Origin of the sequence: Kitasatospora cineracea (assembly GCF_003751605.1) — a bacterium.
In the GTDB taxonomy this organism is placed as follows: domain Bacteria; phylum Actinomycetota; class Actinomycetes; order Streptomycetales; family Streptomycetaceae; genus Kitasatospora; species Kitasatospora cineracea.
Genome location: NZ_RJVJ01000002.1, coordinates 580,832 through 601,978, shown reverse-complemented (window position 1 = coordinate 601,978; position 21,147 = coordinate 580,832). Strand labels below are relative to the sequence as shown.

The window sequence follows — 21,147 nt, the reverse complement described above, 5'->3', positions numbered from 1 at the left end:
GCCGCCGGCTCACGGGGCCGGGGCGAGGGTGGCGACCAGGTCGCCCGCGGCGAGGCGGCGCAGGGCGTCCGGGGCGGCGTCCAGCGGGCCCGGGTGCAGGCGGTACAGCTCGCCGTGGAGGCCGGGGGGCACCGGCAGGTCGGCGTCCAGCAGGGCGAGGAACGCCCGCCACCCGGCCAGCAGTTCGGGCAGCGGGCCGGTGACCGGCGGGCCGTCCGGGGCGTGCCGCAGGCGCAGCCGCTCGGCGAACCCGCCCACCGGCTCGGCCGGTTCGCGCCGCCACCGCCGGACGGTGCCGTCCAGGCCGCGGACCAGCACCTCGCCGGTGGCGTGCGCGGCCCGGGCGCAGGCCACGTCCCACAGGGTGGCGCGCCGGTCCGGGGCGAAGTGGTCGAGCACGTCGCCGCACAGCGCGGCGATCGTGTCGCCGTGCCGGGCGACGCTGTGGTAGCCGCTGGTGGCCGTGGTGTTGAGGTCGGTCCAGGTGAAGCGGCGCTCCGCCAGGTCGACGATCAGCGGGACGGACACCCTGGCGTCCCCCGTCAGGTCCATCCGCTGGCGGACGGCCCGGGCCGACAGCGGGCTGCCGCCCGGGCGGGTGCCGTCCAGCCCGGCGAAGCCGGTGAACGCCTCCGGGAGGCGGTCGAAGGGCACGTCGTTGTAGCTGAACACGACCATCACCGCGTAGCGCGCCCCTGCGGCCTCCAGCGCGGCGAAGTCCAGGTCGACGAACTCGCTGGCGCCCTTCGGCGGCGGGGCCGAGACGTAGTCGCCGGAGTGCACGGCGGCGCGCCGCCCGAACGTCAACCGCGTGTAGTCGCACCGGCCCCGGGAGTTCCAGCCGGCGTCGTACAGGGCCACCGACAGGTCCAGGTCGACGCGCTGGTGGTCCGGCTGCACCCAGTGCAGGAACAGCCGCAGCCGGTCGCCCGGCGGCAGCGGCAGCGTGCTGCCGCGCGGCACCGACACCAGCGCGCGGGACGCCGAACGCTCCGCGAACGGCACCGCCATGCCCGTCAACGCCTCGTCCAGCAAAGCGACTTCGGGCCGCACCGGCAGCGTCGCGGCGGACCGCCGGAGCAGCTCCGCCTCGATCGCGGCGACCACCGGGGCGCTCAGCGCGGCCGGGACGACGGTGCCGCGGTCCTCCCGGCCGTACGCCAACGAGACCAGCCCGCGCGGGAAGTAGAGCCGCCGCTCGCCCGCGGTGCGCGGCCCGCGCAGCCGGCCGTACGCGCCGAGCAGCGGGCCCGGGCCGACCGCGGGCAGCGCCCGGGCCAGCGCCGCCGACAGCCCGGCGGGCGGCGGCGCGCCGGGCTCCATGATCTCGTGCACCCGCAGCAGGTGGTGCAGGCGGCGCACCAACTCGCCGGGCCGGTGCGCGAGTTCGGCCAGCGCGCCGGGGGCGTCGCCGACCGCGAGCAGGGACTCCACCCGGGCGGCGAAACCGGTGTGCGCCAGCCGGCGGTGGCCGCGCACCCGCTCCACCCGCAGCGGGGCGGGCGGCTCGGCGAGGCCGGGGTCGGCGGTGGCGGCGTCCAGGTCGGTGCCGCGCAGCAGCGCGAACGCCGCTGCGGCGGACGGGAACCGGCTGGCGTGCTCGAAGGGGTGCAGCAACTCGCCGACGCGCAGCCAGGGTTCGCGGTGGCGCCGGAGGTCCTCGGCCAGCGAGGCGGCGGGCAGCGCGTCCAGCACGCCCAGCAGGCCGCGGCGCAGCGGCCGGGGCAGGTTGCGCAGCCGCAGCCGGCGGGCGGTGGCCGGCAGCAGGTCCGGTTCGGCGCCCGAGTGCGCCCACAGCAGGCGCAGCACGTCGGTGGCGGTGGTGAGCCGCTCGGCCAGCACCGGCAGCGCCGACCCGCCCTCGCGGCGCAGCAGTTCGGCCAGCGCCAGCGCCTTGGTCTCGCGGACCGGGATCTCGGCGGGCAGCAGCGCCGCCAGGTCCGCCGGGGCGTGCGCCAGCAGGGCGGCCAGGTCGTCGCGGTCCTGCGGGTTCAGCGCCGTCCGGCGGGTCAGCAGGCCCGTCAACTCGGCCAGCGCGGCCGTGGTCTCGTCCTCGTTCAGCAGCCGCAGCGGGCGCAGCACCGAGCCGCGCGGCTCCCGCGGCTCCTTGTCCCCCTTGCGCGGCGGGGCCTGCTCGCGCACCGCCTTGCGCCTGCCGCCGAACAGGAACGGGCGGACGGCCAGCGCCGTCCCGCAGGACGGGCAGTGCGGCGGGCCGTCCTGCGCGTCCAGGCAGTCCGGGCAGAGCAGGTGCGCGCACGGGGCGAGCAGCCCGATGCCGACCTCGGCGCCGCGCCGCCCGCAGCGGGCGCACGGCTGGTGCGGCTGGCTGCGCAGGAACGCCCGCATCCGGCGGCTGTGGTTCAGCTGCGCGACCTCCGGCACCGCGTCCGGGAAGCGGCGGAACAGCGGGGTGTGCTCGCGGTCGGTGCCCAGCAGGTGGTCGATCCGGCCGAGCAGCGCACCGCCCAGCTCGGCCAGCCGCAGCGGCGCCAACCGGGCCAGCGCGGCGCGCAGTTCGACGGTCGGCAGGTAGCCGCGGTCCGCCAGGTCGGCGTCCAGCGCGGTCAGCCCGCGCCGGCTCCACGGGTCGGCGGCGGGCAGCAGGTCGGCCGGGTCGACCGCGACGGCGGTGCGGCGGCGGAGCAGGAAGGAGCCGAGGTCGAGGTCGACGCGGACGTCGAACGTCACCGGGAGGGCTCGGGGCATGCGGAAGGAACCCCCAGGGGGAGGCGGGAGACGAAGAAGCGGGCGGAGAGGGGGCGCGCTGGTTCTTTTCGGAAAAGGGAGAAGGAAGCACGCCGCGGAGCCGCCCGCGACCGCCACCCTAGGGCCGACGCATCTGTTCGCACCAACGAATTACGACCGGGGGAGCGGCGGGCGCGGACCGGAAATTCCCTGGATCGTCCGGCCCCGCTCGGCCATGATCCTCGGATGACCACCTACCTCGAGTCCGAGCGTCTGGCCCTCCGCCCCTTCGCCGCCACCGACGCGGACCTGCTGATCGAGCTCGACAGCGACCCGGCGGTGATGCGCTACCTGAGCGGTGGCGCTCCGACCCCGCCGGAGGAGGTCCGCGACCGGGCCATCCCCGCGATCCTGGCCGGCTACGAGCGCTGGGACCACGACCTCGGCCTGTTCGCCGCGTACGAGAAGGACGGCGGCGCGTTCGTCGGGTGGTTCTGCCTGCGCCCGCTGCGCAGCGGCCCGCGCGAGGAGGCCGAACTCGGCTACCGCCTGCGCCGGGCGGCCTGGGGCCGGGGCTACGCCACCGAGGTCTCGCGGGCGCTGCTGGCGAAGGGGTTCACCGAGCTCGGCCTGCGCATGGTCTGGGCCGAGACGATGACCGTGAACCGCCCTTCGCGCAACGTCATGGAGAAGCTCGGGATGGCGTTCGTCGAGGGCCTCCCCACGCCGGACGACATGGCGGCGGTCGAGGGTTCCGAGCACGGGGGCGTGCGGTACGAGATCACGAAGGAGCAGTGGGAGCTGCGGCAGGCGTAGCCCGCGCCGGGCGGGCCCCGGGCCGGGCCTCCAGGCCGGGTCCTCAGGCCGGGTAGGCGTGGGTCTGGGTGGCCTTGACGGCGGCCCAGACCCGGGTGCCGGGGGTGAGGTCGAGGTCGGCGGCGGCGGTGGGGGTGAGGTCGGCGGCGAGGGGGAGCGGGCCGGTGAGGTCGACGCGGAAGCGGTCGCCGTGCAGGTCGAGGCCGGCGACGGTGCAGGGGAAGAGGTTGCGGGCGCTGGTCTCGGGGCGGTGGCGGTGCAGGGTGACCGCGTCGGGCGGGAAGGCGACGAACGCGGGGCCGGTCAGGTCCTCGTCGGTGGTGAGGACCTGGCCCTCGGGGAGGGTGACCCGGCGGCCGTCGGCGGTGCCCTGGTAGAGGTTGAGGCCGACCAGCCGGGCGATGTAGTCGGTGCGCGGGTGGCGGGCGACCTCGGCCGGGCGGCCGGTCTGCACCACCCGGCCGGACTCGATGACGACGAGGCGGTCGGCGAGCACCATGGCGTCCAGCGGGTCGTGCGTGACCAGCACCGCGACGGCCTCGAACTCGGCGAGGTGGCGCCGGAGTTCGGCCCGCACGTCGAGCCGGGTGCGGGCGTCCAGCGCGGCCAGCGGCTCGTCCAGCAGCAGCAGCCGGGGCCGGACGGCCAGGGCGCGGGCCAGGGCGACGCGCTGGGCCTGGCCGCCGGAGAGCTTCGCGGGGCGGTGCCCGGCGTGCCCGGCCAGGCCCATCCGCTCCAGCCAGGGCAGGGCCCCGGCCCGGGCGGCGGCCCGGCGCAGGCCGCGGGCCCGCAGGCCGAAGGCGACGTTGTCGAGCGCGGACAGGTGCGGGAAGAGCAGGTAGTCCTGGAAGACCACGCCGATCGGCCGCTGCTCGGCGGGCCGGAACACGCCGTCCGCGGGGGAGTCCAGCGCGGTGCCGTCCAGGCGCAGGTGCCCGTCGGTGAGCGGCAGCAGTCCGGCCAGCGCGCGCAGCGCCGTCGACTTGCCGGCGCCGTTCGGGCCGAGCAGGGCGAGCACCTCGCCGGGCTCGGCGGCCAGCGGCACGTCCAGGGCGAACGTGCCGCGGGCGACGCGGAGTTCGGCGTCCAGGGCGGGGGCGGCGGGCTTCGTCATGGCGTGGACATCCAACGGTCGCGCAGTCCGGCGAGGACCGCGATGGACACGGTGAGCAGGATCAGGCTGAGCGCGATCGCCGCCTCCGGGTCGGACTCCATGGCCAGGTAGACGGCCAGCGGCATGGTCTGGGTCCGGCCGGGGAAGTTCCCGGCGAAGGTGATGGTCGCGCCGAACTCGCCCAGCGCCCGGGCCCAGGCCAGCACCGCGCCCGCCCCGATGCCCGGGGCGACCAGCGGCAGGGTGACCCGGCGGAACGCGGTCAGCCGGGAGGCGCCCAGGGTGGCCGCGGCCTCCTCGTAGCGCGGGTCGGCGGCGCGCAGCGCGCCCTCCACGCTGATCACCAGGAACGGCATGGCGACGAACGCCTCGGCGATCACCACCCCGGTGGTGGTGAACGGCAGGGTGATGCCGGTCCAGTCGTCCAGCCAGCGGCCCAGGATGCCGTTGCGGCCGAGCACCAGCAGCAGCGCCACGCCGCCGACCACCGGGGGCAGCACCAGCGGCAGCGTCACCAGGGCGCGCACCAGGCGCCGGCCGGGGAACTCGGTGCGGGCCAGCAGCCAGGCCAGCGGTACGCCCAGCACCAGTGCGACGCCGGTGGCCAGGGTGGCCGAGAGCAGCGAGAGCCTGAGCGCCTGCCACACCTCGGTGCCGGTCAGCAGCTCGGGCAGCGCGCTCCACGGGGCCCGCACCAGCAGGCCGAGCAGCGGCAGCACCAGGAAGGCCAGGCCGAGCAGCGCGGGCAGCAGCAGCGCGGCGGGGACCCGCCCGGACCCCCGGGGCCGCCGCCGGCCCCGGGGGTGTGGTGCGGGAGTGGTACGGGGGGTGCTCGCCCGGGTCACGGCGTCTGGAAGCCGGCCTCGGTGAGCACCCGGCGGGCGTCCGCGGAGCCGACGTAGCCGAGGAACGCGGCCGCGCCGTTGCTGTTGGGCGCCTTGGCCAGGGCGGCGATCGGGTAGTCGTTGACGGCCTTCGCGGCCTCGGGGAAGTTCACGCCCTCGATCTTGGCAGAGTCGGCCTTGACGTCGGTCCGGTACACCAGCGACGCGTCCACCTCGCCCAGCTCGACCTTGGTCAGGGCGCCCTTGACGTCCTGCTCGTAGGTGACGGGGGTGAGCTGCACGCCGGCCGCGTTCAGCGCGGTGACGGCGGCGGCGCCGCACGGCACCTCCTTGGCGCACAGCGCGGTCTTGACGCCGCTGAGGTCCTTCAGCCCGGTGATCTTCTTCGGGTTGCCCTTGGCGACCGCGATCTCCAGGGTGTTGCGGACGAACACCGTCGGGTCGCCGCCGGTCAGCTTGGCGTCCGTGACGGTCTTCATGGTGGCCGGGCTGGCCGCGGCGAACACGTCCACCGGGGCGCCGGAGACGATGCTCTGGGCCAGCGCGGAGGAGCCGCCGAAGTTGAAGGTCACGGTGGTGCCCGGGTAGGCCGCCTCGAAGCGCTTGCCCAGCTCGGTGAAGGACTCCTTCAGCGAGGCCGCCGCGAACACCGTCACGGTGCCCTTGACCTCGGGGCGGGCGGGCGCGGAGCTGTTCGAGGCGGAGCCGCTGCCGGAGCTGCTGCACGCCGTCAGGCCGGCCGCGAGGGCGAGGACGGCGGAGGCGGCGAGGAGTCGTCTGACGCTGCGCATGGATGGTTTCCCCTGGTCGTGGTGGGCGGTGGCGGTTCGTGGTGGGTGGTGGCGGGCGAGGGTGGGGGTGCGATCAGGTGATCATAGTGCCGCAGCTGCGGGGTCCAGGACTGCTGTCTCATTGCACAAGCGACCTTAAGGCGAACTTAAGGGTTGCATGTGCAATGCCTCAACACCCCGCGGGAGGTGAACCGGACCCGCACCGGCCCGGCCGGGTGCGCCCTCGCGCCGGTCCGCCGGGCCGGGGGATACTGACGCGGTTTCAGCGAACCGCCGCCGAACGGGGGTTCGCCCGCCGACGGAGGGGATCCCATGACCGCCACCCGCGTGCCCGGCCCGCCCGGGCTGCCGCTGATCGGCTCTCTGCTCGACCTCAGGCGCGACGCGCTCGGCACCTACCTCGCCGCCCACCGCGACCACGGCGACGTGGTCCGGGTGCAGGCCGGGCCGCCCGGGCTGCGGGCCGAGCTCTGGATGGTCTTCTCCCCCGAGGGCGCCCAGCAGGTGCTGGCCACCGAGGCCGCCAACTTCCGCAAGGACAACGTCTTCTACGGCGAGATCCGGGAGAGCTTCGGCAACGGCCTGCTCACCGCCCAGGACGCCGACTACCTGCGCCAGCGCCGCCTGGTCCAGCCGCTGTTCACCCGCCGCCGGGTCGACCAGTACGCCGACGCGATCGGCACCGAGACCGCCGCGCTGGCCGCCCGCTGGGCCGCCGAACCCGGCCGCACCGTCGACCTCGGCGAGGAGATGAACCGCTTCGCGCTGCGCACCGTCGCCCGGATCCTGTTCGGCCAGGACGTCGAGGAGGCGGTCGAGACCGTCCACCACGCCTTCCCGGTCCTGAACGGCTTCGTCCGCGACCGCGGCTTCTCCCCGCTGCGGCTGCCCCGCGCGTGGCCGCTGCCCGGACACCGCAAGGCGCTCGCCGCCGAACGCGCGCTGTACGAGGTGTGCGACGGCATCATCGCCCGCCGCGCCGCCGAGGGCCGCAGCGGCGACGGGAGCGGCGATGGCGGGGCGGACGACCTGCTCGGGCTGCTCGCCGCCGCCCGCGGCGAGGACGGCGAACGGCTGGACGCCACCGAACTGCGCGAACAGGTGCTGATCTTCCTGCTGGCCGGCCACGAGACCACCGCCACCTCGCTCACCTTCGCCCTGCACCTGCTCGGCAAGCACCCCGAGCAGCAGGCCCTGGCCCACCGCGAAGCCGCCGGCCTGCTCGCCGACGGCCGCCGCCCCACCGCCGCCGACTACGCCGAACTCCCGTACCTGACCCGGGTGCTGAAGGAGACCATGCGGCTCTTCCCGGCCGCCCCCTCGATCGGCCGGCGGGCCGTCGCGGCCACCACGGTGGGCGGCGTCGAGATCCCGGCCGGCGCGGACGTGCTGGTCGCCCCCTACGTGACGCACCGCCACCCCGCGCACTGGGAGGACCCGGAGCGCTTCGACCCCGACCGCTTCACCCCCGAACGCGAGGCCGCCCGGCACCGCTACGCCTGGTTCCCGTTCGGCGGCGGCCCGCGGGCCTGCATCGGCCAGCACTTCTCGATGCTGGAGTCGGTCCTCTCGCTGGCCGTCCTGCTGCGCGACTTCGAGGTCACCGCCGTCGACCACGACGTCCCGCTCGGCCAGGGCATCACCCTGGAACTGCACGGCCCGGTCCGGGTCTCCCTGACCCCGCGCTAGCGCGACCCGGGCCGGGCGGCCCCCCCCGCTGCCCGGCTCCGGAAGGTGCGCGCCCTCCCGCCGGACCGGCGGCGGAGGCCCTAGGGTCGGCGGATGGACGCACCTCCGCAGCAGAAGCAGTCGTCCCGTCCGGACCGGGGCCGCCGCCCCCGCCACTGGCGGGAGGTCTCGCCCACCCGCCGCGGCCTGGTGCTCGCGTGGTGGGGCTTCACCCTCACCTTCGGCTTCCTGCGGCTGCTGACCTGGCTGATCCACATCGACGCCGCCGGCGTGGGGAACGTCTCGGCGGGCGGCGTCCACCTCCACCACTACGTGTGGGGCATCCTCGTCCTGATGGTCGTCGGTGCCCTCGGCCTGGTCGAGCGCTCGCCGCGCTGGCGGACCTGGATGGGCCTGGCCTACGGCATCGGCACCGCGCTGATCATCGACGAGACCGCCAACCTGATCAACCTGAGCGACGTCTACTGGGAGGACTCCGGCGGGGTCAGCATCGCCGTCGCGCTGATCGTCATCGGCGTCGTGGGCAGCGCCCTGGCCTTCACCCACCGGGACGGCCCGGGGTCGGACGAGGAGGGCACCGGCGGGCGGGGGCCCGGCCCGGAGCAGGAGTGACGCCCGCCGGGCCGGGGGACGCCGGTCCGGGAAGGCGGCCCGCCCCGGAAGGCGGCCGGTCCGGGAAGGCGGCCCGCCCCGGAAGGCGGCCGGTCCGGGAAGGCGGCCCGCCCCGGAAGGCGGCCGGTCCGGGAAGGCGGCCCGCCCCGGAAGGCGGCCGGTCCGGGAAGGCGGCCGGTCCGGGCCCCGGGGCATTTCCCTTGTGCGGGTGGGGTGCTGAGAGGCGAGACCTCGCCCTGACGGGATGAAACACCGGGTCGGAGCGGGATCCGCGCCGCCCTGCCGCTCCCTCCTGCAGCGACCTCTAGGCGCCCATGCCGTCGAAGAGCGCGCGCAGGAGGCGGTCGACGTACGCGTGGGTCAGGGGCTCCTGGGTGATCAGGAGCCGGAAGTAGAGCGGGCCGGAGAGGACGGCCATGGCCAGGTCCAGGTCGAAGGCGGGGGACAGTTCGCCGCGCTCCCGGGCCGTCCGCAGCCGGGCGACGGTCTTCTCGGTCTGCGGGGTGACGAAGCGCTCGTTGAGGTCGGCGGCGAGGCGGGGGTCGTGCTGGGCCTCGCCGATCAGGGCCCGGTACAACGGGCCGAAGGGCGGGTTGCCCAGGAGGTCGACGGCCGCGTGGATCTGGGTGCGCAGGTCGGCGACGACGTCGCCGGTGTCGGGGTAGTCGAGGTCGGGCGCGTGCAGGTGGAGCAGGGAGTCCAGGAGCAGTGCGCCCTTGGACGGCCACCTGCGGTAGAGGGTGTGCTTGCCCGCGCCCGCCCGGGCCGCGACCGCCTCCATGCTGAGCTTCGCGTAGCCGGTCTCCCGGCCGAGTTCCAGGGCGGTCCGCATGATGGCCTCGGTCCGGGCGGAGCCGCGGGGGGAAACGGTCATGCCCCTCATCCTAACGGCACGGCACGTGCCGTACTTGACGAGGTCGCGGAGGATGCACTTTGCTTTCCGGCACGACACGTGCCGTTCCGGTGCGGGTCGCGCCGGTAAGGGGAGTGCATGGACACCGAAGTGATCGTCGTCGGCGCGGGTCCGACCGGGCTGATGCTGGCCTGCGAACTGCGCCTGGCCGGGGTGCGCCCCCTGGTGCTGGAGCGGCAGGCCGTCCGCCGGAACACCCCGAAGGCGGGCGGCATCGGCGGGCAGATCCTCGAACTGCTGCGCCACCGCGGCCTGTTGGAGAGGTTCGAGGCCGCCTGCCCCGGCCCCGCCCCGGCCCCGAGGTTCCCGTTCGGCGGCATCCACCTCGACCTGACGGCGCTCGCCGACCCGCCGCTGCGCGCCCTGCCCCTCCCGCAGCAGCGCCTGGAGGAACTGCTGGACGAACGCGCCGCCGAACTCGGGGCCGAGGTCCGCCGCGGGCACCGGGTGACCGGCGTCCGGCAGGACGGGCGGAGCGCGAGCGTCGAGGTGCTCGGCCCGGAGGGGCCGTACCGGGTGGACGCCGCCTACCTGGTGGGCTGCGACGGCGCCCGCAGCCCCGTCCGGGACGGAGCCGGCATCGCCTTCCCCGGCACCGCCTACCCGGAGGTCAACCGGCTGGCCCAGGTCACCCTCCCCGACACGGTGACCGTGCACGGCAACGGCGACCTCGACGTCCCCGGCCTCGGCACGGTCCGCGGCGGCTTCACCCGGACGGAGCGCGGCCTCCTCGGAGTCGGCGCATCGCCCGGCTCGCCCGTGGTCTCCCTCTACACCGTCGAGGAGGAGGCCGACGAGTACGACGACGACACCCCGATGACCGCGGCCGAACTCCAGGACAGCCTGCGCCGCGTCCTCGGCGCGGGGATCCCCGTGCGCGAGGCGGTCCGGTTGTCGCGGTTCACCTTCAAGGCCCGGCACGCCGAGCAGTACCGGAACGGGCGGATCCTGTTGGCCGGTGACGCCGCCCACCTCTTCCCGGCCACCGGCGTGGCGATCAACGCGGGCATGCTCGACGCCGTCAACCTGGCCTGGAAACTGGCCGCCGCCCTCCACGGCCGCGCCCCCGACGGCCTGCTGGACAGCTACCACGACGAACGGCGCTCCGCCAACGCGCGCACCATGCTCCACGCCCAGGCCCAGGTGGCACTGCGCCGCGGAACCGACCCCGCCGCCGAAGCGCTCCGCGAGCTCGTCCAGGAACTGCTCACCGACGAACAGCCGCTGCGCCGCACCGCGGCACTCGTCGCCGGAGCCGACGTCCGCCACCCGGTGCCGGGGCCGTCCGGGCACCACCCGATGGCCGGCGCGTTCCTCCCCGGCCCCGCCGCGTCCGCCGACCCGGCGACGGCGGGCAGGGGCGGCCTCCTGCCCACCGCGCGACCCGTCCTCCTGGACCTCGCCGACCGCGCGGACCTCCGCCGCGCGGCAGCGGACTGGGGCTCCCGCGTCGACGTCCGCACCGCCACCGCCACCGCCGCGGACCGCATCGCCGACGCCGTCCTGGTCCGCCCGGACGCGCACGTTGCCTGGGCCGCGGCCGTCGGGGAGCCCGCCGACAGCGCCGCCCCGACCCTGCGTGCGGCGCTCGCCCACTGGTTCGGCGCCCCCGAGGCGGCCGAACGCCCCGAGGCGGCCGAACGCCCCGACCAGGTCTGACCCCGCCCGGAGAGGAAGCCGCCACCGATGCCGCCCGTACCCGCCGACCCGACCGTGCTCCACCCGATGCCCGACCAGCCCCGGGTCGTGCTGCTCCGACCACTGGTGACCTCCCCCCTGATCGAGGTGGGGGAGTTCACCTACTACGACGACCCGGTGGACCCGACCGCCTTCGAGCGTCGCAACGTCCTCTACCACTACGGGCCCGAGAAGCTCGTCATCGGGAGGTTCTGCGCGCTCGGCGAGGGCGTGCGGTTCCTCATGAACGGCGCCAACCACCGGATGGACGGCCCCTCGACGTTCCCCTTCCCGATCATGGGAGGCTCCTGGGCCGACCACTTCGACCTCCTCACCGGCCTGCCCGGCCGCGGCGACACCACCGTCGGCAACGACGTCTGGCTCGGCTACGGGGCCGTGGTGATGCCCGGGGTCCGGATCGGCCACGGGGCGATCGTCGCCGCCGGCTCCGTGGTCGTCGACGACGTGCCCGACTACGGCGTCGTCGGCGGCAACCCCGCCCGGCTGCTGCGCCGCCGCCACGGCGACGCCGACGTCGACCGCCTCCTGGCCCTGGCCTGGTGGGACTGGCCGCTGCCGCACCTCACCGCCCACCTGCGCACGGTCATGTCCGGGACCGTCGACGAACTCGCGGCCGCGGCGCCCGGCCGCGAGCCCCTCCCGCCCACCCCCTCGGCACCGGACGGAGCGTCATGACGAGCAGGTTCACCGAACTGGTCGTCGACTGCCACGACCCCGAGCGGCTGGCCGCCTTCTGGTGCGCGGCCCTGGACTTCCAGGTGATCGACCGGGGCGGGGACAAGGTCGAGATCGCCTCCTGGGTGCCGACCGCCGAAGACGTCCGGGCCCGGCAGATGCCACCCACCCTGCTGTTCGTCCGGGTGCCCGAGGGGCGCGGCGGCAAGAACCGGCTCCACCTCGACATCAGCCCGATCGACGCCGCCACCGACCAGGAGGTGGCCAGGCTGCTGGCCCTCGGCGCCACCCCGGCGGACGTGGGCCAGGGGCCGGACCGCAGCTGGGTGGTGATGGCGGACCCCAACACACGTGACTACCAGTTCTGCTGAGCTTACCGTCACGTCAGCGCATGCAAGAGGCCCCGCACGGTCAGAGAGACCGCACGGGGCATCGTCGTACGTGGGACCTACCGGGCAGGGACCCAGCTTCCGGGATCAGTCCCACTCGATGCGCTGGCCCTCGGGGCTGACGACCATCCGCAGCCGCTCGCCAGTGGGCTCACCCGCAACGCGCCACCGGGTGATCAGCTCGGCCACCGCGTCCCAGAGCCGGACCGGCCCGCCCTGCCGGACCAGCCACCGGCCCCCGTCCTCGAACACCACGGCCCATGACCCGCCGTCCACGTCCACCAACACGTGCTCGGTGCGTCCGTTTCGGGGCATGGCGAAGTACTGCGCCGTGGGCGCCGCGAACTGCGCCACGAACCGGACCGCCCACTGGTCGAGCACGTCAGCGCCGATCCCCGCCGGACGGGCCTCGCCCTGATCGAGCGCGGGCAGCATGCCGAGTGGCGGGGGCATGTGCGGGCGGGCGAGCATGAACGACACACTGCCGCCGAGCACCGGACCGGTTGCCGTGCCATCCTCGGCCACCGTGAGCCGCACCAGCTCTGAGGCGTTCATCCAGCCGCCCACGGTCACCAGGATTTCGCCGCCCGGACGGGTCTGTGCGATCCATTCGGCCGGAACGGTCCGGACCCCGCACGTGGCGATGATCCGGTCATACGGTGCGCCCTTGGCGTACCCGGCGAGCCCGTCGCCGGTCACCAGCTCGGGCCAGTAGCCGAGTCCGCCCAGCGCCACGGACGCCCGAGCCGACACGTCCGCGTCCACCTCGATTGATGTCACCTTGTCGTCGCCAAGGACGTGCGTCAGCAGCGCAGTTGAGTAGCCGGTGCCGGTGCCGATCTCCAGTACGGACATGCCGGGCTGCACCCGCAGGTCTTCGAGCATCCGGACCACCAGGCCGGGCAGTGTCGAAGACGACGTGGGCACCTGCGCCAACCGGCCCTCGACCTGTCGGGGCACCACACAGCCGGCGAGCTGCGTCACCAACGTGTCGTCCTCGTACACGCGGCCGATCAGCTCGGGCGACTTCTCCAGCGACACGGGCCGGTACCAGCCGTCGCCGTCGTACTCGAACCAGCCGTCACGCAGGAACGCCTCACGCGGGACGGCCAGCACGGCCGCTTCCCACTCGGCGGTCAGGATCGCCCCCGCTTCCCTGAGCTGTGCGGCCAGCACCGCCCGCAGCCCTTCGGACTCGTTCACTCGGTTACTCCGTTCTCCAGAAGATCGGCGATTGCGGACGTGATTGGCAGGCCCGCCGCGTGCTCCAGCCACGCCCATTGACCGTTCGGGTTGCACTCCAAGAACCACCATTCACCCTGGGGGGTCACGGCGAAGTCGAACGCCCCGAAACGCAGGCCGAACTCACCGATGAACCGCAGCAGAGCGGCTCGTACCGGCGCGGGGCAGTCCACGGGTTCGTACATCAGGCTCCGGTACTCGCTGCGCCAGTCGAGCACCCCGGGAGGAGCGGTGATCAGCGCACAGAACACCTGATCCCCGACTACCACGGCGCGCACGTCGCCGGACTTCGGCACCTGCGCCTGAAAGAGATGGGCGCACTTGCTCACGGCGTCGGTGATCTCCCCGGGCTCGACCGACGCCGCCCAGATACCGGCGGGTTCGCCGTCCACGTGGTAGGCCCCGGCATGCAAGGGCTTGTAGATCGTGGGCTGCGCGGCGGCGAACAGCTTCGCATCGGCGGGGTTGTTGGTGATCAGCGTCGCCGGGACCGGCAGCCCGAGGCGGGAGGCGAGCGAGAGCTGTGCGGGCTTGTACTCGGCGCGGGCGATGGCCTGCGGGTGGCTCAGGTAGAGACAGCCCGGAAGCGCGCCAAGCACCCCGTTCAGCCCCCGGCGGTTCTCCTGCGCGGCGAACCGGTCGGCCTGGTGATCGGTGTCCGGCGTGTACGGGTTCGGCCGCCGGTGGTAGAGCGCGCGGACACCGGAGAGATCGGCGGTGCGCTTGCCCACCGTGAGACTTCCCGACCATCCGTCCGCCGTGATCGAAGCGGCCAGCGTGGCGCGGGTCGGGAAGTCTCGTCCGGGGTCGAACCGGAGGACGGGCACCCGGCGCCGGTTCAACTCCGCTATGACCAGATCGGCGGTCGGGTCCTCGGCTTCGGTGGAGACCAGCACCGGGCGTCCGTCCATGGCGTTACCTCCTAGTCCTGCGTCGCGTCGTGACCGGAGTCGCCGTCAACCTTGCCGTCCTTGCCGACCTGGGTGGGCGGGTAGGTGCCCACCGACGTGCCGTGCTTGCCCAGTTCGGCAGGGCTCATGGTGCCGTCCTCGCCGAACCACAGACCGGTCTGCGTCGCGGGGTCCAGCCCGGCGTACTGCCACTGCGACGGCTCGCCGTTGCGCAACGGCGCCATGCGCCCCATGCCCCACGGGGCAGCGGGGGCGAGTTCGGTAGCGGTGCTCAACTTTCCTCCTACGTCTCGGTGTTGCTCGGAGGTGCGAAGGACCCACCTTGCCCGCTCCAGCCTGTTGCCGGGCGGGAACAGGCAAGGTGGGATTGTGCCCCGCTCCGGGCACGGGGGTTGATGTGCCCGGAGCGGGGGTTGGGCCCGTCCCGGCGGGGGTGTTGACCCTTCCCCGCCCGCCGGAACGGGAGTTCGTGGGGGTGCGGCTACCCGCGCCCGAGGGGACGTGCCTTGCGGAGCGGGGCCGAGTCGCCGGGGCGCGTCCACCCCAGGGGGAACAGCACCGGTTCGCCCGGGAACAACGCGGCCCACTCGGCGGTCATGACACCGCCCCACCGGCCGCACGTCAGGCACCGCCAGACCGGCCCGCCCGGACCGCTCAACAAGGCACCCGGTTCCATGGTCGTCTCGACCTCGTGTCCGGCGCCCTCGGGGCACTCGCGCATCTCCGCTCCATACCGTGATCCGTCTGTACCCCGCCCCGGTCGTCCGGGCCGTCCAAGTCCCGTCACCGGGGCGGGGGTTGTGCAGCCCGGCGCAACGCAGGCAACGCCGGGAGTCGAGGGCCGGGTTACCGCTGAGCCCTGGTGCCCCATCTCGACCGGGGCCGCGCATGCCGAGCGCGGTGGGTGCGCTCGGTCGCGGACTTGTCCCGTGCGGCCATCGCAGCAACTGCCTTGCGGTGCAGGGTCGATACGCAGTCGCCGCAGGCGAGAAGCCCGGCCGAGACTCCGCCGGCTGCGGTGACCGAGCCGAGCCAGAGCACGCGGACCGAGGTGCGCCCGCAGTAGAGCCAGCAGTCCCCGACCGCCCACGGGTTCCCGTCGTCTGTCTCGGGCGGCTCCGGCAGCCGTCCCGCGCTGATCTCAGCCAGCGTGGGCAACACCTCGGCGGCGAGCGTCACGGCGGCTCTCCGGGGCGAACGTGGCGCACCGTGACCCGCAACCGGGGCCGCCTGGCGGCACGTCTTCGGCGCCACCACGTTTCCCAGTCACCGCCGTAGACGATGCCGAGCATGGCGACTGCCAGGGCGAAGAACCACCAGACCCAACGACGCGCGGCGTACGGGTCGAGCCTGGCGAGGGCGACCACCAGAGCGGCGGGCCCGAGGGCGACCGCCACGGCCAGGGCGCAGGCAGCAAGGGTCTTGCGGCTCACGCCGGTTCGTCCTCGGGCACCAGCACCATCGGGACCGAGGCAGCGTCCAGGCTGTACGACCGGTGGTCCTGGTTGAGCCACGTGTGCGTGCGCGCCCACTCCGCCACGGCCCCCACGTCCGCACTCGGCCGGGACGTCTCGCCGCACTTGGTGCCGTCCTCGTCCTCGGACACGCAGGACAGGACGTAGCGCGCCGGAACGGCCCGAGGGTCATCCGGGCGCAACTTCCAGCCCCCGAACCGCGTAACGATCCGGTTCGTCTCCTGGCAGTCCGTGTGCGTCAGCACCGACGGGAGTTCCCTGGTCGGCATGCTGCTCATTCGGCCTCCAAAACGCTGAGTGCCCGTCACGTCACATGGACGGTACGGGCACTCAAGGCGGCCGAGAGGCACAGTTTGTGCCCCTAACTATCAGTCAGGCGGCAAGCCCGGTAGCGGTTGCAAGGTCACGGGCGGCGGGTCGAACAGACGGAGGACCGTCCAGCAGGCCCCTTACCAAGTCATGGGTTTCGTGGTTCCACCGGGCGGTGTCGGGCGCTGCCTCCACTGCGTCGGTGAGCAGCGACGCCACCCAATCCGGCTCGCCCCGCAGGGCGTATGCCCGTGCGACCTCGATCAAGTGCCGTGCCCGCCTCGGCCGTGCAGGAAGTTCTGCCGGTGCCAGCCGGTCAGCCCACCGCAAGGCGGTACCGACCTGTCGCAGCTCGACAGCCACTGTCACAGCGTGCACCGGGACTACCCGCGCAGATGCGGAGGTCGGCGAGTGCCAGAAGTCAACCGGCAGGGTCCTGGCGACCTCCTCGGCTCGATCGAACCAGCCCCAAGCCTCGCCCGACTCTCCCGCGCGAGCGTGCGTAATGGCCGCGTGGAACGCCATATCTGCCCATGCCGCAGCAAGCGACGGAGAATCACCCCGGGCCGGTCCCAGCAGCCGCAGAGCCTCCTCCGTGAGCGTCTGGGCGCTGTCCCATTGCCCAGACTTCCGGAACGCCTCCACCAGGAACCAACAAGCCTGCGCAACGGCGACGGCATCACCGGACGCTCGGGCGGTTGCCAAGGAGCGCTCGGCCACGCGCCAGACCAGGTTTCCATCCCCCTGGTAGGCGGCGAACATCTGGACAAGATTCAGGGCCGAGGCATACAGCACCTCAGCGCGCCGACGATCCGGGCAGTCAGGGTGCGATGCGGCGGCCGAGGCAGCAGATACCAGCGCCGGGAGCAGGTCCCCAAGAGCCGTACGGTGGTCGCCCCGGGAGTCCCGAGCTTGCCAAGCCGCAGCCACCTGAGCCGCAACGTGATTGACGCTCGGGACCGGGCCACCCGCCAGGCCCAGCGGCGCCGAGTCAACGGCCCGCCGGACCACCGACAGCGCCGGATGCTCCGCCCCGGAGAACAATGCTCGGGGCATCGACACGTCCCCCGTCAGGGCCGACAGGTCTTCGATGGCCAAGTGTTCTGCGATCTTGACGAGCATGGGCAGCCTCGGCGGCAGGAGGCGGCCGTTCTCAACTGCCTTCAACCATCCCTCTGAGCGGCCTACCAGCCCGGCCAGCACGGCACGGGACTTGCCCGCGCGCTCCCTGAAAAGCTTGATGCGCTGACCAACAGACAGCGCCGGATCGACAGCCATAGCCATGGGGTAAGAGTAGGACCAGCGCTGCCGGGCTAACACCAGCTCGAACTGAGCACGTGGGAAGGGGCGAGTGATGGCAGGGCAGCAAGCGGGAACGCAAGAAGGCCCCCGCCCCAACCACCCGATGAGGGAGGAAGGGACGGGGGCGTTCGCGGAAGGTGGGACCGGTCAGTCCCAGATATCGGAGTCGTCTGCTGACTCCGGTGGCGCAATGGCCACGCGAGCACTCGGCGACAGGCCCAATTCGCGGATGTAGCGTGCAAGTTGGGATCGGTACTGTGCTGCGATGGTGGCGGCGCCGTTCTTCACCGTGCCACGCTCGGCCGTGACCATGAGTCCGCGTTCGGACAGGTCGCGCTCGGCCTGGTCGATGCGGGCCACGCAGACGCACAGATCCTTGACGGTCGAGTGGTCCACCTCGCCGAGGCCCGCAGCTACTTCGAGAATCGGCACAATACGCTGCCACTCGGCCGAGGCCATTTCCCGACAGCGGATATTGGCCGCTTGGACTTCGGCGGCCGGCGAGTCCTTGAACACGTCTCGCCAATCAGGTTCGGCAAGAACGGCGCGAGGGACAATCACCCCTTCTCTGATCTCAGCCTTTGACGGGTTCCCTTCGCGGGCCCGTATTGCCGCTGGTTTGGGCCGGTATCGGTCGGCCATGGTCTCCTCTCCCACATGCTGTGGCGGCGCTCAGGGGTTCCAAGAATGGCCACAGCTCCGGCGCGAGTTTCTTCCCTCCCTGCCGATCAACCTTGGCCATGGAGGGGAGTACCCCCCTGGTCGAGTCGGGGATGCTCAGTCGCCCTGCGCGGCCACGTATTCTTCACGCTGGGCCACAAGACTCTGATTGAATTCGTCGGCGAGCTGCGCCGACTCCTTTTCGAGGTGCTCCACGATTTCATCAAGGATCTGCGCCGCGTAATACCGCTGCTCGGGTACGGTCACGACTTCACCGATAGTCCGCTGTGCGCGCTGCGCTTCGGTCATGACGTATCCGCGCTTGTGCCTGGCGGCCCGGTACTCGACATACGCAGCGAACCAGGGCTCCGCCGACAGGGCGTCAAAGAACCGCTGTCGGGCGTCATCACCCGAGTTCGCGGCCTCCTCGGCCCGACCCATCCAAGTCCCGGCGAACTGTCGGCTGTACTCAATCTCACGTTCCGCCCGGCGGGCCTTCTCGGTGTCCTCGGCGGCACGCAACTGCGCCTCGGCGTCAGCCAGCGGGCCGGATACCTTATCGATCTGTGCGCGCAGCTTGGCGACCCGCTCGGTAGCCTTCTCGATCTCGGCGCTCATATCACTTGCCACCCTTCGTGGTATCGCGCCCGTACTGAGCCGCAATCTTCTTCGCGTTCTCGTAGTAGCCAAGGGACATGCGGGCAGTGGTTCCCATGCGGTCGTACATATCGGGGTTCGAATCCCGGAGGGCGGCCAGCTTCTCCATGCGCGCGTCCCACTGCCACTCGGCCGCGCGGATCGCATCCTTGTCACGGGGGCCGTCCAGATAGCCGACCCGGTGCAAGCTCTCGCTCATGGTTCTCTCTCCGTTTGTCAGTGCCCACGGCGGGGCTTTCCCGGTAGGTATGGGGAGCGGACCTTGCCCGCTCTACCTCGGCGCTAGGGAAGGGCGGACATTGCCGTGTCCTGGTGGCGGGGTGGCGAGAGTGGTCCTGTTTCTGTTTTTTCTTAGTTTTTTCTATGTGTTCAAAAAAATAGGTAAGAACCACCACCCATCACCCCTCTTGCCGCTGTCGGCCGCTCCGGGGCCGGCTGAGCCCGAGGCAGCAGGCGGCCGTCTGCGGGCACAAGAGAGCCCCGGCCGACACGGGGGGCCGACCAGGGCTGTACGGGGCTCTATGGGGCCTTTACGCGGCTGCGGGCAGCATCTCGGAAGCCGTGGCGGTATCCCATGCAGACAGTTCCTCGGCGGCCGGGTCGAGTTCCCCGGACATGGTGAAGTCCACGCGCCGGGTGTCGAGCTTGCGCCACCCGCCACGGGTGCCCCGGCGGACGTTCAGGCGAACTCCGGCGTCAATGAGCATGCCGCGCCGCTTGGCCGTGTCGGCGGTGTTCCAGTCGTCGGCGAAGGTACGCCCGGTGGTCGTGGTGATGCGCTGCGGCTCGGTCTTCTCGCGCGATTCCAAGTCGGCTATGCGGCTGTCCAGGGCGTCATGCCGTTTCTGCCACTCGTTCGCGGCGTGCTTGGACTTCTGCTGTCCCTGAATCTTCAAGTGCGCGGTGAACTCGGCCACGGTCGCGTTCAACTCCGGTTCGGGGTCGTAGCCGGGGACGACCACCGTGGTTCGGGTCTGGATTCCGCCGACCAGACGCAGGAACTCGGCTGTCACGTACTCGTCTGCCCAGTCTCCCCGGATGTTCGCGGGCGCTTCGCACTTGTCGCCCCGGGCGTGGTAATTGCACTTGTACGTGGGCTGCTTGCCGTCCTGTTTGTTGAGGTACATGCGTCCGCCGCATGAATCGCAGTGGATGACCCGCAGCAACAGCGCTTCCGTGTCGGACCGGTCGCTGTTGTTGATGCTGCGTTCGTCCAGAACGGCGCCGATCTGGTCGAACTCCTCGCGGGTGAGAATCGGTGTCTCGGTGCACATGGCCGGGTTGCCCTGGTCGTCGCGCACGGGCACGCCGTTGTGCATCTTCCAGCCCAATAGCACCTCATTACGGAGCATCCGGGTAATGACCGCCGGGGTCCACTGGAACGTCTCCCGCACCACGTGCTTGCCCTTGGTCCCGCCGGTCTTGCCGCCCCGCTCGCGGCCCATCTTGTCGGCCCAGTAATCGCGCGGGCTCAGGATGCCGTCCGCGTTGAGCCCCGCAGCGATGGCGGACACGGTGGCGCCCTCCAGCAGCTCACGGACGATGCGCTCAATGACCGCCACGGCGTCCGGATCGGGCACCAGGGTCCAGCCCTTGCCGCCGAACTCCTCGGGCATCGGGGCGGGCATGTAGCCGTATGGCGGACGGCCACCGCCGCGCCAGCGAAGCGGCATCTTGCGCATGGCGGCCTGTGCGCCGCTGACGCGGTCGCTGATGGACTGCGACTCGAACTGTGCGGCGAAAGCCAGCATGAACAGTTGGAGTTCCGCCATGGGGTCCATGGGGTTGCGGAAGTCGAACACCTGCCGACCCCCGCCCAGACCCTCGGCGAAGATGAGTACCTTGCGGTGCTCGCGTGCCCAGTTGGCGAGGGCGTACATGTGGCCCATGGACCGGATGGCGCGATCGAACCGCCAGAACACCAGAGCGTCATACGCCTGCGGGTTGCTCAACCAGCGGAGTAGCTGCGGGCGCTCCCACGGGCTGGTCTTGGACGCGCTGACGTCAAGGTCCACCGCTTCGCGCAGTGCGTCACCCTCGCCGAACGTGACCCGCAGCTCTGCGCCTACGTGGTCGCACGCCTCCCGCTGACGCTCGGGGCTGGTGGTCTCGTCCGTGAGGACGGACAGTCGGATGCACCGGACACCCCGAAGGGTCTCGGTGAACACGGTGCCGGACAGGGGGTTGCGCGCATCTTCCATGTCCCACTTGGGGAGCGCGTCTTGCCACTGATCAGCTTCCGAGCCCCTGACCAGCACAGATGCCGCTGCCATCTCTCACACTCCAGAACGTCCAGTTCTGTGTGTTGGGAGACCCCGAGGGCAACGAGTTCTGCGTCCTGTGAACCCTGGCCCCACCGCG

21 protein-coding genes are annotated in these 21,147 nt (G+C 72.6%); 6 read left to right on the top strand and 15 right to left on the bottom strand.

Going from position 1 to position 21,147, the window contains the following annotated elements; genetic code table 11:
• Positions 1–9: 9 nt before the first annotated feature.
• The gene (locus EDD39_RS29210) at positions 10–2,709 is read right to left on the bottom strand and encodes an MXAN_6230/SCO0854 family RING domain-containing protein (RefSeq protein ID WP_148089555.1); all 2,700 of its coding nucleotides are present in this window, start codon (positions 2,707–2,709) and stop codon (positions 10–12) included.
• Positions 2,710–2,934: 225 nt separating this feature from the next.
• On the opposite strand from EDD39_RS29210, the gene EDD39_RS29205 reads away from it, so the two are divergent.
• On the top strand, positions 2,935–3,504 hold the full coding sequence (locus EDD39_RS29205) for a GNAT family N-acetyltransferase (RefSeq protein ID WP_123561795.1): 570 nt from the start codon (positions 2,935–2,937) through the stop codon (positions 3,502–3,504).
• A gap of 43 nt (positions 3,505–3,547) precedes the next feature.
• On the opposite strand, the gene EDD39_RS29200 is transcribed toward EDD39_RS29205, so the two are convergent.
• Genes EDD39_RS29200 through modA form a run of 3 tightly spaced genes read right to left on the bottom strand, consistent with a single transcriptional unit; the run spans position 3,548 to position 6,254 of the window.
• Positions 3,548–4,618 (bottom strand): ABC transporter ATP-binding protein, encoded by a 1,071-nt coding sequence (locus tag EDD39_RS29200; protein ID WP_123561792.1) that lies wholly within the window; start codon positions 4,616–4,618, stop codon positions 3,548–3,550.
• A complete protein-coding gene (locus EDD39_RS29195; RefSeq protein WP_123561790.1) occupies positions 4,615–5,463 on the bottom strand; it encodes an ABC transporter permease in 849 nt (282 codons plus the stop codon). The genes EDD39_RS29200 and EDD39_RS29195 overlap by 4 nt, the downstream gene beginning before the upstream one ends.
• Positions 5,460–6,254, bottom strand: a complete 795-nt coding sequence (gene modA / locus EDD39_RS29190) for a molybdate ABC transporter substrate-binding protein (protein ID WP_123561788.1) — start codon at positions 6,252–6,254, stop codon at positions 5,460–5,462. The genes EDD39_RS29195 and modA overlap by 4 nt, the downstream gene beginning before the upstream one ends.
• Positions 6,255–6,566: 312 nt before the next feature.
• Between modA and EDD39_RS29185 the strand changes: the two genes are divergently transcribed.
• Together EDD39_RS29185 and EDD39_RS29180 are read left to right on the top strand one after the other, a co-directional pair.
• Positions 6,567–7,943, top strand: coding sequence for a cytochrome P450 (locus EDD39_RS29185; protein WP_123561786.1), 1,377 nt, complete (start codon positions 6,567–6,569; stop codon positions 7,941–7,943).
• Between the two features lie 93 nt (positions 7,944–8,036).
• Positions 8,037–8,555, top strand: coding sequence for a hypothetical protein (locus tag EDD39_RS29180; protein WP_123561784.1), 519 nt, complete (start codon positions 8,037–8,039; stop codon positions 8,553–8,555).
• Between the two features lie 304 nt (positions 8,556–8,859).
• Here EDD39_RS29180 and EDD39_RS29175 read toward each other — a convergent pair whose 3' ends face one another.
• Entirely contained in the window at positions 8,860–9,429 is a 570-nt protein-coding gene (locus tag EDD39_RS29175; RefSeq protein WP_208765680.1) for a TetR/AcrR family transcriptional regulator, read from the bottom strand.
• A 117-nt stretch (positions 9,430–9,546) separates the two neighbouring features.
• Between EDD39_RS29175 and EDD39_RS29170 the strand changes: the two genes are divergently transcribed.
• Genes EDD39_RS29170 through EDD39_RS29160 form a run of 3 tightly spaced genes read left to right on the top strand, consistent with a single transcriptional unit; the run spans position 9,547 to position 12,212 of the window.
• Positions 9,547–11,127, top strand: coding sequence for an FAD-dependent monooxygenase (locus EDD39_RS29170; RefSeq protein WP_123561782.1), 1,581 nt, complete (start codon positions 9,547–9,549; stop codon positions 11,125–11,127).
• A gap of 27 nt (positions 11,128–11,154) precedes the next feature.
• Positions 11,155–11,841: a CatB-related O-acetyltransferase gene (locus tag EDD39_RS29165; RefSeq protein WP_123561780.1), complete on the top strand. Its 687-nt coding sequence runs from the start codon at positions 11,155–11,157 to the stop codon at positions 11,839–11,841.
• Positions 11,838–12,212, top strand: coding sequence for a VOC family protein (locus EDD39_RS29160; RefSeq protein ID WP_123561778.1), 375 nt, complete (start codon positions 11,838–11,840; stop codon positions 12,210–12,212). The genes EDD39_RS29165 and EDD39_RS29160 overlap by 4 nt, the downstream gene beginning before the upstream one ends.
• A gap of 105 nt (positions 12,213–12,317) precedes the next feature.
• On the opposite strand, the gene tgmC is transcribed toward EDD39_RS29160, so the two are convergent.
• The 10 genes from tgmC to EDD39_RS29100 form a co-directional block, all read right to left on the bottom strand.
• Positions 12,318–13,433, bottom strand: coding sequence for an ATP-grasp peptide maturase system methyltransferase (tgmC, locus tag EDD39_RS29155; RefSeq protein ID WP_244257347.1), 1,116 nt, complete (start codon positions 13,431–13,433; stop codon positions 12,318–12,320).
• The gene (tgmB, locus tag EDD39_RS29150) at positions 13,430–14,383 is read right to left on the bottom strand and encodes an ATP-grasp ribosomal peptide maturase (protein ID WP_123563429.1); all 954 of its coding nucleotides are present in this window, start codon (positions 14,381–14,383) and stop codon (positions 13,430–13,432) included. The genes tgmC and tgmB overlap by 4 nt, the downstream gene beginning before the upstream one ends.
• An 11-nt stretch (positions 14,384–14,394) precedes the next feature.
• Entirely contained in the window at positions 14,395–14,658 is a 264-nt protein-coding gene (tgmA, locus tag EDD39_RS29145; protein ID WP_244257346.1) for a putative ATP-grasp-modified RiPP, read from the bottom strand.
• 900 nt (positions 14,659–15,558) lie between these two features.
• Positions 15,559–15,816 carry a hypothetical protein gene (locus EDD39_RS29130; protein WP_123561767.1) on the bottom strand — a complete coding sequence of 86 codons (258 nt, stop codon included), beginning with the start codon at positions 15,814–15,816 and terminating at the stop codon, positions 15,559–15,561.
• Positions 15,813–16,136: a DUF7848 domain-containing protein gene (locus tag EDD39_RS29125; protein WP_123561765.1), complete on the bottom strand. Its 324-nt coding sequence runs from the start codon at positions 16,134–16,136 to the stop codon at positions 15,813–15,815. The genes EDD39_RS29130 and EDD39_RS29125 overlap by 4 nt, the downstream gene beginning before the upstream one ends.
• Before the next feature lie 94 nt (positions 16,137–16,230).
• Positions 16,231–17,451, bottom strand: coding sequence for a helix-turn-helix domain-containing protein (locus EDD39_RS29120; RefSeq protein WP_123561763.1), 1,221 nt, complete (start codon positions 17,449–17,451; stop codon positions 16,231–16,233).
• A 165-nt stretch (positions 17,452–17,616) separates the two neighbouring features.
• Positions 17,617–18,111: a phage terminase small subunit P27 family gene (locus tag EDD39_RS29115; RefSeq protein ID WP_123561761.1), complete on the bottom strand. Its 495-nt coding sequence runs from the start codon at positions 18,109–18,111 to the stop codon at positions 17,617–17,619.
• A gap of 135 nt (positions 18,112–18,246) precedes the next feature.
• Positions 18,247–18,747: a hypothetical protein gene (locus tag EDD39_RS29110; protein ID WP_123561759.1), complete on the bottom strand. Its 501-nt coding sequence runs from the start codon at positions 18,745–18,747 to the stop codon at positions 18,247–18,249.
• 1 nt (position 18,748) lies between these two features.
• Complete coding sequence (locus EDD39_RS29105; protein WP_123561757.1) at positions 18,749–18,985, bottom strand: hypothetical protein; 237 nt, start codon at positions 18,983–18,985, stop codon at positions 18,749–18,751.
• Between the two features lie 331 nt (positions 18,986–19,316).
• Entirely contained in the window at positions 19,317–20,987 is a 1,671-nt protein-coding gene (locus tag EDD39_RS29100) for a recombinase family protein (protein ID WP_123563428.1), read from the bottom strand.
• Positions 20,988–21,147: the final 160 nt, after the last annotated feature.

What these genes read in the sequence shown, in the direction of transcription:
- EDD39_RS29210 (WP_148089555.1), bottom strand. Translation starts at nt 2,709, where the DNA reads ATGCCCCGAGCCCTCCCGGTGACGTTCGACGTCCGCGTCGACCTCGAC.
- EDD39_RS29205 (WP_123561795.1), top strand. Translation starts at nt 2,935, where the DNA reads ATGACCACCTACCTCGAGTCCGAGCGTCTGGCCCTCCGCCCCTTCGCC.
- EDD39_RS29200 (WP_123561792.1), bottom strand. Translation starts at nt 4,618, where the DNA reads ATGACGAAGCCCGCCGCCCCCGCCCTGGACGCCGAACTCCGCGTCGCC.
- modA (WP_123561788.1), bottom strand. Translation starts at nt 6,254, where the DNA reads ATGCGCAGCGTCAGACGACTCCTCGCCGCCTCCGCCGTCCTCGCCCTC.
- EDD39_RS29185 (WP_123561786.1), top strand. Translation starts at nt 6,567, where the DNA reads ATGACCGCCACCCGCGTGCCCGGCCCGCCCGGGCTGCCGCTGATCGGC.
- EDD39_RS29180 (WP_123561784.1), top strand. Translation starts at nt 8,037, where the DNA reads ATGGACGCACCTCCGCAGCAGAAGCAGTCGTCCCGTCCGGACCGGGGC.
- EDD39_RS29175 (WP_208765680.1), bottom strand. Translation starts at nt 9,429, where the DNA reads ATGACCGTTTCCCCCCGCGGCTCCGCCCGGACCGAGGCCATCATGCGG.
- EDD39_RS29170 (WP_123561782.1), top strand. Translation starts at nt 9,547, where the DNA reads ATGGACACCGAAGTGATCGTCGTCGGCGCGGGTCCGACCGGGCTGATG.
- EDD39_RS29165 (WP_123561780.1), top strand. Translation starts at nt 11,155, where the DNA reads ATGCCGCCCGTACCCGCCGACCCGACCGTGCTCCACCCGATGCCCGAC.
- EDD39_RS29160 (WP_123561778.1), top strand. Translation starts at nt 11,838, where the DNA reads ATGACGAGCAGGTTCACCGAACTGGTCGTCGACTGCCACGACCCCGAG.
- tgmB (WP_123563429.1), bottom strand. Translation starts at nt 14,383, where the DNA reads ATGGACGGACGCCCGGTGCTGGTCTCCACCGAAGCCGAGGACCCGACC.
- EDD39_RS29125 (WP_123561765.1), bottom strand. Translation starts at nt 16,136, where the DNA reads ATGAGCAGCATGCCGACCAGGGAACTCCCGTCGGTGCTGACGCACACG.
- EDD39_RS29120 (WP_123561763.1), bottom strand. Translation starts at nt 17,451, where the DNA reads ATGGCTATGGCTGTCGATCCGGCGCTGTCTGTTGGTCAGCGCATCAAG.
- EDD39_RS29115 (WP_123561761.1), bottom strand. Translation starts at nt 18,111, where the DNA reads ATGGCCGACCGATACCGGCCCAAACCAGCGGCAATACGGGCCCGCGAA.
- EDD39_RS29110 (WP_123561759.1), bottom strand. Translation starts at nt 18,747, where the DNA reads ATGAGCGCCGAGATCGAGAAGGCTACCGAGCGGGTCGCCAAGCTGCGC.
- EDD39_RS29105 (WP_123561757.1), bottom strand. Translation starts at nt 18,985, where the DNA reads ATGAGCGAGAGCTTGCACCGGGTCGGCTATCTGGACGGCCCCCGTGAC.
- EDD39_RS29100 (WP_123563428.1), bottom strand. Translation starts at nt 20,987, where the DNA reads ATGGAAGATGCGCGCAACCCCCTGTCCGGCACCGTGTTCACCGAGACC.